The sequence below is a fragment of the Spirosoma lituiforme genome (assembly GCF_054776635.1).
In genome coordinates this window covers 224,017-237,266 of sequence record NZ_BAAHBO010000004.1, presented here as the reverse complement: position 1 = coordinate 237,266, position 13,250 = coordinate 224,017, and the positions used below count along the sequence as shown (strand labels likewise).

General features: G+C 52.1%; 6 protein-coding genes. All 6 read right to left on the bottom strand.

Annotated elements, in window-relative coordinates:
- Nucleotides 1-44: 44 nt before the first annotated feature.
- The 6 genes from ACYU87_RS16435 to ACYU87_RS16410 all read right to left on the bottom strand — a co-directional run bounded on the left by ACYU87_RS16435 (nt 45) and on the right by ACYU87_RS16410 (nt 13,198).
- On the bottom strand, nt 45-2,450 hold the full coding sequence (locus tag ACYU87_RS16435) for a M1 family metallopeptidase (protein ID WP_461135168.1): 2,406 nt from the start codon (nt 2,448-2,450) through the stop codon (nt 45-47).
- 23 nt (nt 2,451-2,473) lie between these two features.
- Nucleotides 2,474-4,849, bottom strand: a complete 2,376-nt coding sequence (locus tag ACYU87_RS16430) for a M1 family metallopeptidase (RefSeq protein WP_461135167.1) — start codon at nt 4,847-4,849, stop codon at nt 2,474-2,476.
- 99 nt (nt 4,850-4,948) lie between these two features.
- Nucleotides 4,949-5,563: a HupE/UreJ family protein gene (locus ACYU87_RS16425; protein ID WP_461135166.1), complete on the bottom strand. Its 615-nt coding sequence runs from the start codon at nt 5,561-5,563 to the stop codon at nt 4,949-4,951.
- A gap of 3 nt (nt 5,564-5,566) precedes the next feature.
- On the bottom strand, nt 5,567-6,079 hold the full coding sequence (locus tag ACYU87_RS16420) for a gamma carbonic anhydrase family protein (protein ID WP_461135165.1): 513 nt from the start codon (nt 6,077-6,079) through the stop codon (nt 5,567-5,569).
- 103 nt (nt 6,080-6,182) lie between these two features.
- The gene (locus ACYU87_RS16415; RefSeq protein WP_461135164.1) at nt 6,183-7,463 is read right to left on the bottom strand and encodes a hypothetical protein; all 1,281 of its coding nucleotides are present in this window, start codon (nt 7,461-7,463) and stop codon (nt 6,183-6,185) included.
- A 122-nt stretch (nt 7,464-7,585) separates the two neighbouring features.
- Nucleotides 7,586-13,198 (bottom strand): alpha-2-macroglobulin family protein, encoded by a 5,613-nt coding sequence (locus tag ACYU87_RS16410; RefSeq protein WP_461135163.1) that lies wholly within the window; start codon nt 13,196-13,198, stop codon nt 7,586-7,588.
- Nucleotides 13,199-13,250: the final 52 nt, after the last annotated feature.

Here is a 13,250-nt window from a genome sequence, read left to right as displayed (position 1 = left end):
ATGACGAAAATTTGTCTACTCCCTTGTTCATTCTACACGCTCCCTTAGTTTTTGCCGCTACCCTGGGCGGCTGGTGGCTGGGCGGCTCGCTTTTGCTGCTGCATTGGGTTCTGGCCTTGCGCACCGCCCCGTTGCTGCTGCCTGAACAACTGAAAACGGGTGGGTTGGGCCATTCTCGGGAAGGCGTTGTTTTCCGTGTCTATATCAGCAATTTCCTGATAAGGGTCGAGAATCCATTGCGTTACCTTTTTGGGAGTGGCAATCACTTTTTTGATGGCCACGTCGTTGAAACGCCAGATTTCGGCCGGGAAGCGGGCTACCGAATCGGTGCCGTCTTCGAACTGCATGCGGATGATAACGGGCATCGGCAGGCCCCCTTTATTTTTCAGCGACAAGGTGTAAAAGTTGGTCGCTGCGTTTGCTTCTAGGGTCTTCCGGTCGTCGGCACTTAAGCTGGCGAGGTAGTCCTGGTATTTTTTCTTATCCGTGTCCGTTACCGTGTAGGGATCGTAGCTGTTGTAAAAATCATTCATGGTAGAATCTTTCGCCACAACCGATTCCCCTTGCGTAGCGGCATCCCGCTGCTTGCTGATGGTACCCGCCCGACGTCTGGCTTCGGCACGAGCTGCGGCTTTCGTCACTTCCGGATTACCCGAGTCGACCTGGAACCAGTCTACTTCGACCAGGTCCTGATCAACGGGCTCAACGCCGTAAAACCAGCCTTTCCAGAACCAATCCAGATCGACACCCGACGCATCTTCCAGCGTGCGGAAGAAATCAGCCGGTTCAGGCGATTTGAAGGCCCACCGACGCGCGTATTCTTTAAAGGCATAGTCGAATAGTTCGCGGCCCATAACCGTTTCACGCAGAATATTCAGCGCTGTGGCGGGTTTGGCGTAAGCGTTTGGTCCAAGACCAATGACGTTATCGGACGATGTCATAATTGGTGATAATACCGACTTATCCGACTTCATGTAATCGACAATGTACTGAGGCTCGCCCCGACGACTGGGGAAATTATAATCCCATTCTTTTTCGGCCAGATACTGGCAAAAGGTATTCAGGCCTTCGTCCATCCAGGTCCACTGCCGTTCATCGGAGTTCACGATCATGGGGAAGAAGTTGTGACCCACTTCGTGGATAATAACCCCGATCATACCTGCCTTGGTCTGCTCAGAATAGGTGCCATCAGCTTCCGGACGCCCGCCATTGAACGAAATCATCGGATATTCCATACCGCCCCCCGCCGTAGCATGGCAGGAAATAGCAACGGGATACGGATATTTGATGGTCCGGTTGCCGTACGATTTAAGCGTGTGCTCAACAACGCGGGTTGAATACTGCCCCCAAAGTGGGTTGCCTTCTTTAGCGTAGTAAGACATAGACCAGATCTTACGGCCATCACCGTAGACGTCGGTCTGCATAGCATCCCAGATAAACCGGCGGCTGCTCGTGAAGGCAAAATCACGCACATTTTTCGCGTCAAATAACCATGTCTTTTTACTTACTTTATCGCTGGGCTTGGTTTTCAACGCTGCTTCCGCTTCCTCCTGCGACACAATAATAACTGGCGTTTTCGAGGTAGCGGCCTGTGCCATCCGCTTTTGTTGAGCAGCAGAAAGCACCTGTTTATAGTTCTGGCATTCGCCGGTTGCACCAACGATGTGATCCGCAGGGGCTGTAATGGCTACTTTGTAGTTGCCAAAAATAAGGGTGAACTCACCCTGACCCAAAAATTGCTTGTTCTGCCAGCCATTTACGTCATTGTAAGCGCACAGGCGTGGAAACCAATGGGCAATGAAATAATTGTAGTTACCATCTTTGGCGAAGAATTCCATGCCGCTCCGACCGTAATAGTCCGTGACAAAATAATTCCAGTCAACCTTGAATGAGTAGCTACCGCCCGGCTTAATAGCTGCTGGCAGGTCAACCCGCATCATGGTCTGGTTAATGGTGTATTTCAGCGCAGCATTCGACTTGGCGTCTTTTACGGAAACAATTTTGTACCCGTACTTGTCGGAAGCCTGCTGACTACTGCGCTCCCGAACCGATGTCAGGTTCTGCAACTGCGCGAAACTCATGCCGCTTTCGGTGACACCCCCTGTCCGGGTTACGCTACCTATCGAGCCTTTCGCGAACAGATTCTGGTCGAGTTGGAGCCAGATAAAGGGTAACTCGTCCGTCGAATTGTTATGATAGGTGACGGTTTCCGAACCGATGATTTTCTGATTGGCGTCGTCAAGTTCGACTTTGATATCGTAGTCGGCTCGGTTCTGGAAATAATCTTTGCCGGGAGCACCGGAGGCTGTTCGATAGGTATTTGGCGTAGGCAAGATTGGGCCAAGCTGCTCAAAACGCGCGTTTGCGTTTTGAGTAGGAGCCGCCGGTGCCTGTGCCATCAGCGCGGCTGACCAAAGGGCCAGACCAGCCATCAACACTAGTTTTCTCATAGTTTATTGGAAGTTAAGATTAGTTAGTTTCGACCCGTGCCCTGTTTTGCCGGCGATTGCTGCCGTTGCTGCTGCATGGGGTTTGGCGCTGCCGTGTTGCCACCCCGCTGTTTAAATAACTGAAAACGAGTTGGCTGCGAAACGGGTGGGAACGTGTTATCCTCTGCGTTTATATCCGCAATCTCGTAGAATGGGTCGAGTGTCCACTGTTTCACTTTCTTGTTCGTCGCGATCACTTTCTTGATCGACACGTCATTAAACCGCCAGATCTCGGCCGGGAAGCGGGCTACAGAGTCGGTGCCATCCTCAAATTCCATGCGCACGATAACGGGCATTGGAATGCCGCCTTTATTCTTCAGCGACAGCGTATAAAAATTGGTGCCCGCTTCGGCCATCGCCCGTTCCTCTGCCGAAAGGCTAGCCAAATAGTCCTGGTATTTTTTGCGATCCTCATCGGTAACCGCATACGGATCATAGCGATTGTAAAAGTCCTTCATCGTGCTGTCCTGAGCCACAACGGTTTCATCTTTGCTCAGCGCATCCCGCTGTTTGCTGATCGTATTCGCTCGCTTCTGGGCGGCAGCGCGGGCTTCAGCTTTCGTAATTTCCGGGTTTTGTGAATTAGGCTGGAACCAGTCCACTTTCACCAGCGACTGATCCACGGGTTGTACGCCATAAAACCAGCCTTTCCAAAAGAAGTCCAGATCAACGCCTGACGCATCTTCCATGGTACGGAAGAAATCCGCTGGTTCAGGCGATTTAAAGGCCCACCGACGCGCGTATTCTTTAAAGGCATAATCGAACAGCTCGCGGCCCATCACCGTTTCACGCAGAATGTTCAGCGCTGTAGCGGGTTTGCTGTAGGCGTTTGGTCCGAACGTCCCCGGCAGAATGTTATCTGAGCTGCTCATGATGGGCATTTGCTTGGTCGAATCGAGCTGCATGTAGGGTACAATAGACTGAGGTTCGATACCCCGAGCCGGGAAATTTGCGTCCCATTCCAGGCAGGCCAGTCCTTCGAGAAAACTGTTCAACCCCTCATCCATCCACGACCATTGCCGCTCGTCGGAGTTGACAATCATTGGGAAGAAATTGTGCCCTACTTCGTGAATAACCACCAGAATCAGGAAGTTCTTCGTGCCCTGCGAATAGGTGCCGTCTTCTTCAGGACGGGCCCCGTTAAAGCACATCATCGGGTATTCCATACCGCCAACGGGACCATGAACCGAATAAGCCACGGGATAAGGATAACCGATTGTCCGGCGCGAATAAGAGCGAAGCGTGTGCGCAACCAGCCGGGTTGAGTATTGCCCCCAGAGTGGGTTGGCTTCTTTTGGGTAGAGCGACATGGCCCAGACCTTCTTGCCTTCAATTGTTGGATTCAGGGCATCCCAGATAAATTTGCGGCTGCTGGAGAACGCAAAGTCACGAACATTATCGGCCTTGTAAATCCAGGTTTTTGTGCCGGTTGGTTTACCCTTTTCGGCGGCTTCGGCTTCGGCCTGTGTCACAATGAGCGTTGGGTTTTCGCCTGCTTTGTCGCCTTTGCCTTTTGCTTCATTCCAGCGTTTCTGCTGGGTTGCGGTTAGTACCTGAGCTGGGTTTTGCAACTCGCCGGTTGCCCCGACCACGTGGTCATTGGGAACCGTTAGCGCTACCTTGTAATTCCCAAAAATAAGCGTGAACTCACCCTGACCCAGGAACTGCTTGTTTTGCCAGCCCGTCACATCGTTGTACGAGCAAAGGCGCGGAAACCACTGCGCAATCTCATACACGTAGTTGCCATCTTTCGGAAAAAACTCATAGCCAGACCGGCCACCAACATTTTTGGCGTCAATGATCTTAAAATTCCAGTCAACGGAAAACGTTACGGTCTTGCCCGGCGCTACGGCCTGGGGCAGATCGACCCGCATCATGGTCTGATTAATCGTGAATTTGAGCGCTTTGCCTGCCTGATCACGAACGGAGGTGATTTTATAGCCGTAATCTTTGCCTTCCAGAGCCGCGGCAGCGTCTATCTGCCGGAGCGAGGACCCTTGTTCGGGATTAATGCTGCTGGTTTTAGCGACGTTGCCGGTAGCGTCGGGCCGAAACAGGTTCTGATCCAGTTGCAGCCACAAAAAAGGAAGCGCATCGCCCGAATTATTGTGGTAGATTATGGTTTCTGAACCCGTAATTCGTTGCTTGGTGTCGTCGAGCGTAGCTTTAATGTCATAGTCGGCTCGGTTCTGAAAGTAATCTTTGCCGGGGGCACCGGAGGCTGTTCGGTAGGTATTTGGCGTAGGCAATAGAGGACCAAGTTGCTCGAAACGCGTATTAGCGCGGGGTGATGGGGCCTGCGCCTGCACCAGTCCCAGCGGAATGGCCAAACTTGCCACCAGCAAAACTATCTTTTGCATAAATCAGCTTGTAGTTGTTGATAAGAGAGGTAAAAGTACGAAAAAAAGAGATTATGCGGGTTTCAATGTGATGAACGGAGATGCGATCATACAGCGATTTTACTTCATCAATTCACTTAAATACTCATTATTGATAATCAGTGATAAGGCCATTCCGGCCACGATACCCGATACAACAAGGGTCCAGCGTAAGCGGCTGCGTTGCAGCAGGTCGATCATGACGAAGGCCAGCCCAAGAACGAGGCTGACGATAACCAGTTGACCAAGTTCGAGACCTATGTTGAACGCAAGCAGTGGTTTGACAATATCAGCCTCGCGGCCGAGCAGGCTACGCAGGTAATTCGAGAAGCCCATGCCGTGGATCAGACCGAACAGCAGAGCAAGAACGTAGCGCCCGGAACGGTAGGCCGACGAGGCAGAGAAGGTGCGTGAGGCCGGCTCCCGGAAGGAAAAGTTGACAACGGCGGTAATCAGAATGGTGATCGGGATAAGTAATTCAATGAAAGCCGTTTTATAATGAATGAGTTGTAGCGTTGCCAGAGCCAGCGTAACTGAATGGCCAATCGTGAAAGCGGTGACCAGAATAAGCACCTGGCGCCACTGGCGAATCGTATATACGGCGCAAAGCGCTATAACGAACAGGATATGGTCGTAACCACTGGGATCGGTAATGTGGTCGAAACCCAGGCGGAGATAAATGAGAAAATCGTCCATGCGCTATTCCTTGAACCAATCTGCATACATGACGTAGTTGTTGGCTGTCCGGCTGAAAATTTCGGCCTGTTCGGGCGATACGGCTTTCAGGAACCGGGCCGGATTACCCGCGTAAATGGAGCCGGGCGGAACAACGGTGTTTTGGGTAACAATGGCCCCCGCGGCAATAATGCTGCCCGTGCCGATAACGGCACCATCCATAACGATGGCCCCCATGCCCACCAGAACATTGTCTTCAAGCGTACAACCGTGAACGACGGCATTGTGGGCAATGGATACACTATTGCCGATAACGGTTTTGTGCCGCTGGTACGTGCAGTGAATGACTGCTCCATCTTGGATGTTGGTTCGGTCGCCAATGGTAATGCTGTTGACATCGCCCCGAATAACAGCGTTGAACCAGACCGTACAGTCACGACCCATCGTTACATCGCCAACAATGGTTACGTTGTCTGCGTACCAGCAGTTTTCGCCGAATTGGGGATGGTTTCCCCGAACAGATTTGATAAGTGCCATACCGCAAAGATAGGGTAGTGGTCTATACTTTGTCGTTTTGTTGGCTCACGAAAAAAGGGCTGATTCACAGAACCAGCCCTTTTGTACGACATTAATTAATCACTTATTTTTTCTCAAGTTTCTCGGCGGCTTTGTCAAGATCTTTGCCCATGTCGTCGATTACTTTAGACGTCTCTTTTTTCACTTTGTCAAAGTCATCTGAACTCGACCGTTGAACTTTATAGTACGAATCGGTTAGTTGACGACGCTTATCTTCGAGATCCTTCACGCGGTCTTCACGTTTCCGACGATCCCGTTTACTCTCGTTTTTCACTTCGGCTTTCGCATCGTCAAGTTGCTTATCAACTTTGTCCATCTGCTCCGAAATACGGTCGGTTAGATCACGCTTGTCCCGATCCGAATTTTGATTATTCGATTGATCGTTGTTTCTGTTGTTGTCCCGATCATTCATCCGGTTATCCCGGTTATCGCCATTGTTACGGTTGTCGCGGTTGTCGGAATTCCGGCGGCTGTCGCGGTCGTCGTTCGAATTGCGATCATCAGAGCGGTTGTTGTCCTGGCGGCTGTTCCGATTGTCGTTCTGGTAGTTCCGATCATCATTCTGGCGATCGTTCCGGTTGTCGTTCCGACGGTCGTCATTCATATTCCGGTTGTCCCGGTCATTGTCGCGATCGCGGTTGTCACTGTTCCGACGGTCGTCATTCCGATCACGGTCAGCATTCCGATCATCGTTCCGGCGGTTATCATACCGGTCGTTGTACGAGTTTCGGTCATCGTTTTGCCGGCCGTCGTTGCGGTCACTATCCGAACGGCTGTTGTATGAATCGCGTGAGTTCCGGCGGTCATCATACAGGTTGCGACTATTATTCGACCGGTCATCATACCGGTCATTATATGAACTGCGGCTGTTATACGACCGATCATCGTCGCGATCACTGTATGAATCGCGCCGGTTGTTCGACCGATCATCGTAATCGCGATCACGGTAAGAGTCCTGACGATCGTTTGAGCGGTTGCTGTAAGGGTTGTTGTATGAGTCTCCGCCCGACATCCGGTTTGGACGGTCGGAATTTTCGCTGCGATAGCCCATCCGATCATCCGACTGATATGGATTCCGATATGAACTATTCTCTGAACCACGCGAGTCGTTCCGGCTCATCCGATCGTCATCCCGATCTCTGTTCCGGCGGCTGAAAATACCACCTTCGTCATTGTCGTAACTTCGGCGTCCTCTCGAATTCTGGTTACTTCTCGAATCCCGCTGAACGATGTCCTCCCGACTATTTTCGTTGTTTCCGTAGATCAGCCGCTCTGTCGACGCACAGGAAGACAAACCTGCCATTGCCAGCAATAAAGCGCCTACTACCCATGTTTTGCGTTTCATAACGTTCGTATCATTGTGTTGAGTAAATTCCATCAAATTAGCCAAACGGTGTATTGAGGCTATTTTGATGGATATAACTACCGACACTGCGCAAATGTTAAGAATTAGGATCGCTTAATGCTTCAGCGGATAACGATCGTACCCGCTCCGTTATAACTACGATACTCCGCATTATACATTGCGTCGGCCGAAACGGGGCCCACTACGAAGCGCCCTTTCGATACGGCACGCGTCAGGTAATAGAACGTCCGTTCGGTGCCGGTAGCTGTTGTATAAAAATTGATTCGATCGTCGCGCAGATCGAAATGGTTGGGACGATTCAGGGTTGCTGGCTTGCCAATCCAGGCCATATCTCCCGCTTCACGGCCCGGTGAACCCGTTAAACGTGGGTTTTCCACCTCCAGCCCGGCGGGTAAAAGATCCGTCACGACCACATTCTCAATAGTCAGCCCGCTCTTACTGATCAGCGTGATCTTCACGACAACCAGGTCATTCTGGCGGATGGCACTTATGGGTTTGCCATCGCGGCTGAGGTATTGTCGGCGTACTTGTAGACCATTATCCTCTGCGCGAATCCTGCCGCTTGCCGGTACGCCTTCACTCTGCGCAAAATAATAGACACTACCTGTGCCCCTGACACTCAGGTTAAGGGGCACGCTGGTTGGAATCCGTTTCACGCTCAGTAATGCAGTAGTCATGGTGCCAAGGAGTTTTCCATCGGCTGTTAGCGTAGCGGTAGCCGTGCTGCCAGCCGTTTGTTTAGCCAGTTTGCCGAGTGCCAAGAATGAAAACGCGGCTTCCTGCGTATTGAGGTACGTACTCTGTTTCAGGGCCGCGGTTAACTGTCGGGCCAGAACTGGGATTTGACTATTGTCCCGATCCGTATCTACAAGCGCATCAAGGGTAAGGGCCAGATTCCGCAAAGGCGATGCGTAACTACCGCCCGTTTGCCGACCAGTGGTGTTGTCCGAGAATTGTTTGGGTAAAAGAGCTGCGTAGCTTCGGGTATCGCCAATACGGAAGAAAGAAGACGCCAGCAGGTAACGGCTATCCGTTGTCAATGAAGCCAGGTTTTGTTTATAGTAGTTCATGGCCGACCGATTGGGCTTGCCCGCAACGGCGAGTGCGTAAAGAGCGTAAATGCCCGTACGACTGGCGACTTGCTTCACCGTTCGGCTGTTGAATTGTCCTTCATTGACCGTAACCGAATTTTCGGTAGCGGGACTGTTGGTGATGGTAGTCAGATAATCGATGGCCGAACTCAGTACCGACGAGCGGACTTCATAACCGGCTTCCTGCGCTTCGGCCAGAAAATGAACGGCATAGGCCGTTGCCCAGGGGTCGACCGTTGAGGCACCTGTCTGGGAGCCGTCCGCAATCATGCCGGGCCACATACTGAACCCTCCGTTCTGGATTTGCAGGCTCTCAACTTGTTGAATGGCTTGCCGAACCGTGGAGGCTGGGTTCAAGTCGCTATCGCCCGCCCGAACGAAGTATGTACTGGCTGAAAGCTGTTTGGACAGGTCGGCGAAGTATAGCTGCGGAAAAGCTTTGGAAATCGTTTGCTCCAGACAACCGTGTGGGTAGCCCAGCAGGTATGATAACTCGCGGCCGTATTGCATGACCGGTGACCGGCTCAGGGTTACGCTGGCCTGTGCAGTTCCGGGCAGAAAGCCGCTGGCCAGTTGCAGAGACTGTGTCGATCCGGTCGCAACGACTCCCGACAACGTGGTCTTTTGCAACGAGGCCGCCGGACGAATGGTTATTTCGGTCTTCTCCGTGAAGGTTTTGTTTAGGCCGTTAACGGTTATGGTAATCGCTCCGGCACCAATCGCCTGTTTGGCGGCAACACGAAACAGGGCGCGGCTTTCCCGTCCGGGCTGAATCGTTAGTTTCTGCGTGCTTACACTGTCGGTAGCCAGTGGACCTGTCAGACTTAACCGGGCTGTAACGGTGGCTGACTGTTTGGTGGTGTTGCTGAGATTGACCGGCAGTTCCAGATTGTCGCCGGGTGCCAGGAAACGGGGAACGCCCGTGCTGATAACAATGGGATCTACCACCTTCATATTGGTGTTGGCCGACCCAAAGGCATTGTCTTTGTAGGCGACAGCCATCACGCGCAAATCGCCCGAGAACTGCGGGATGTCTACCGAAAAGTCAGCTTTCCCATCAGAGCCGGTTTCCAGAATACCGCTCCATAACGCCACCAGACGCACCCGGCCATTGCTAAGCGGATTGACCCGTCGTTCCAGATCATACCCATCACCGCCAACGCTCGACCTCGACGTTAGCGAAAGTTCAGGATAGAGCAGGGCATATAGATCATGGCTATCCACCTCCAGTGCCCGCTTCTGGTAAAAAAAGCCGTATGGATCCGGCGTTTTAAAGTTCTTCACCTGCAAAATCCCCTCATCAACAACGGCTACGGTCACCTGGGCATTGGCCGCCGTTTTAATTCGAATGGTCTGCTTCGTTTTCGAGCGGGACTGCCCAACGGCGGTGATGGTTACGGGTAGCTTTGTGCCCGGATCCTGAACGGAAACCGGTGCAAACCCGTGGGCTACCGTGAGCGGGAGATTTGTTCCGTCAATGGCCCGGATAAGCGTAGCCGTAATGTACACATTGGGCAAATGATCCGTGCCGACGGCAAAGCTCCACTCGGTCGATTTGTTGTTGGTGGTAAGCCAGCGTTGTTCAATTACGCGGTTACGCTCCACGGTCACCAGTAACTTACCATCGAAGGGTGCCTTGAACAGCACTTTTGCTTTGTCACCGGTTTTGTAGATGGGTTTGTCGAGCGTCATGAGCACCTGGCCTTCCTGACTTACATCAAACGAGGATGCCGACGTATTGCCGAAACCGTAGGCGTAAAAGCGGGTGGCGGTATGCGCCGATGCGCCGGGCCGACGAACGCGGATTTCGTATTCGCCGGAAAGTGTCGGTACGTAACGGAAAGCGGCTTTCCCGGATTTGAACAACAGCGTATTGCTGTACACCTGTTTCTCCCGTCGTTTGGTCGTGTATTTGATGCGGGCCTGACTACCATCCCCCTCTTTTTCGATTACGGTCTGGTAATCGTATCGAACAACCTCAACCAGGGCCGACACCGATGGACGTACCTGACCTACCGGATCAAGGGCAATCAGTTCGGCAGCCAGGGGTGTGTTGGTAGCTACATAGTTATTGGGTAACCGCAAGCCAAAAAATGTGTCCTGCGTCAAAACGTCCAAGCGACGGAGTCGATTAACCGGGCGTCCATTCTCATCGAAAACGGTTACGAAGAGTTTACCTTCCAGTAAGCCAATGTCCTGATAGAGCGCCGAAATAGGGAATTTCTCACTGGCCTGGCCATTGGCATTCGTCCGGCCCTGGCGTAACTCTTTCGGAAATACATCGGTTTTTACGGCATCGCCCGTTGGTGACTGGCCGTTGGCAATACGAAAGTCATAGTCGCCGAATCCTTTTGGCGCAAACGCTTTTCGCTTCAATTGCAGCTCTACTTCATAACTTCGATCGGATGCGGGTGGCCCGAATAGATTCATCGCCGTCAGCGAAAGCGTGACCGTTTGCCCCGCCTTGTAGATCGCGGGTAGGGTTGGGTCCGTTTGTTTATCCGTCACCACATCGACCTTGATTCGATCGGGAACAAACTCTTCAACGCTGATTGGTTCCGAAGTCAGCAGAACATTGTTGGCATTTAATACCTCAACGGTGTAGGTACCCGTTACGGCTGCCGGATCGAGCAGGACATCCGTTACTACAGCTCCCTGGACGTTGGTCGTTTTGCGAAATACCCGAACCTCCCGGCCATTGGGTGCCAGAAGGCGGACCAGCACGGGTATCTCGCCCACACTTTGCCAGCTCTGCGACCGGATAATCGTGTTGATGTGTATAGTTTCGCCGGGCCGGTAAATGTTGCGGTCGCCGTACACGAAAGCGTCAAACCCGGATTCGTTGTCCCGTTTCCCGTCTACCTCGAATCGGGAGGTTTCGATTTGTGTATCGGGCAGGAACAGAAAGTTAAAATCGTCCTGATCCGACAACCTGATGGCTGCCGTATTGGTGATGCTGGCCGTGATAAGCGCTATGGTAAAACCGGGAGCCTTCTCGCTTACTTTTTCGAATTTAACGAAGCCCGTACCATCTGTTTTCAGTGTGTAGACAGACTGGTTATTGCTGCTGATCAGGGTTATTTCGACACTTTGCAGGGGCTCGCCGGTTCGGATTGAGTTGGCCCAAACCAGAACTTCGTCGTTCGTATGACGAGCCATTAACCCAATGTCCGATACGGATACTAATTGGCTGGCCTGTAAAAAAGCTTCATCTTTAGAGGTCACCGACACCAGGTAGACGCCCTTCAATGGGCGATCCCGGAGTGGAGGCTCCCGGAAGGCCGTATTCTGATCGGGAAGGGCCAGGTTCAACGCCGATACACCCCTTACTTTAGGCAGATCGGCCGTTTCAACTGTTTTGCTGACCAGCACATCGCTCAAGTCGCCCGCTTCATCGTCGCTGTACGTAAACGAGCCGGACGGTCCCCATTCGCCGTTGGCCTTTTCTTTGTACTCTTCGTAGCGATTGGCGCGCAGGTAATGCAGGATGTTGTTTTCGTACACCTTCGCAATCTTCACCTGTATTTTGGGGACATTAACAATGTTGAGACCAATATTCTGAGCTCCTTTCGACGACAGGTAGAGTGCTTTTTTGGTTGCAAACTGAATACTGGCGGGCATTTTTCCGAAAAACAGATCGCGGGTTGTTGGTTCCTCCAGCTTTGTTCCCAGCACCCCCCGAATCTGATCGGTCATCGTCAGAACGTAGGTGTCCGTTTCGGTGAAGTTTCCGCGAATGATGAAGCCGTTCTCCGTCAGTTCAGCCGTTGTCTCGACTTTCGGCTGGATAGTGTAATATTGACTGAGTTCTCCGGCCTGCAATTCCTGCGTCGTGATGACCTTGACGACCCCCGTATTGTTGTCGAAACTTGTCTGTACATCGGCAATTTCGACCTTGTAGCGCGAGGGTAACGTACTCGTTTCTTCGATGGTCTCTTTCGTGACAAAGGCCGTGTTTGGCACGTTTATTCCTTTGCCCAGTTTTATGGACAGAGATTGCTCGTTTTTCAGGCCCGGTGCATTTGTAAGTGTCAACGCAATTGAATTCTGGGCATCATTGGGCGCGCTTACCACCGTGAGTGGCTTCTCCTCCGAAGAGAGGGCTATTTTTTCGACTACGTTTGCCGCTGAAACCGGATAGTTGAAATTAAGGCGGGTTTTGGCAACGGGCTGCCCCGTTTCTCCGGCGCGTGACCACCAGTTTTCGACGCCCGTCAGCTGTAGGTAGGGGGTGTGAAAGGCAATGGCTTCACCCGAAATTTTCAGGTCTTTTTTGTCCGCATGCTTCAGTAAGTCGCCGGTCAATTCGGCCCGGTAGTCTGTAGCCGGATCGAAAGCCAGGGATGGCGAGAAAACCAGTTCATTAGGGGCTGTCCATTTAAATTTTCCGCGAACGGCCGGTATAAAGCGCACATACTGGGTAGAGTCCCAATTGCCGAACTGGCTGGCTGGACCGACATTTTTGTTGAACGTAAAGATCAGGTTCTGGGTCTGTTGAACCTCATCGCCGAAGTTTCGCCCGATAACTGCTACATCGTTGAAGGGTAAGCGCGAACACTGGGCAAGAACGAGCGATAGTGCGCTAATTAAGAAGAGGTTACGGATACAGGAAAGTGCTTGCATGAGTGGTGGTGGTAAGGTGTCGACGATAGCGAGAAACGCTACTCAGCGCTGA

What these genes read in the sequence shown, in the direction of transcription:
- ACYU87_RS16435 (WP_461135168.1), bottom strand. Translation starts at nt 2,450, where the DNA reads ATGAGAAAACTAGTGTTGATGGCTGGTCTGGCCCTTTGGTCAGCCGCG.
- ACYU87_RS16430 (WP_461135167.1), bottom strand. Translation starts at nt 4,849, where the DNA reads ATGCAAAAGATAGTTTTGCTGGTGGCAAGTTTGGCCATTCCGCTGGGA.
- ACYU87_RS16415 (WP_461135164.1), bottom strand. Translation starts at nt 7,463, where the DNA reads ATGAAACGCAAAACATGGGTAGTAGGCGCTTTATTGCTGGCAATGGCA.
- ACYU87_RS16410 (WP_461135163.1), bottom strand. Translation starts at nt 13,198, where the DNA reads ATGCAAGCACTTTCCTGTATCCGTAACCTCTTCTTAATTAGCGCACTA.
- ACYU87_RS16425 (WP_461135166.1), bottom strand. Translation starts at nt 5,563, where the DNA reads ATGGACGATTTTCTCATTTATCTCCGCCTGGGTTTCGACCACATTACC.
- ACYU87_RS16420 (WP_461135165.1), bottom strand. Translation starts at nt 6,079, where the DNA reads ATGGCACTTATCAAATCTGTTCGGGGAAACCATCCCCAATTCGGCGAA.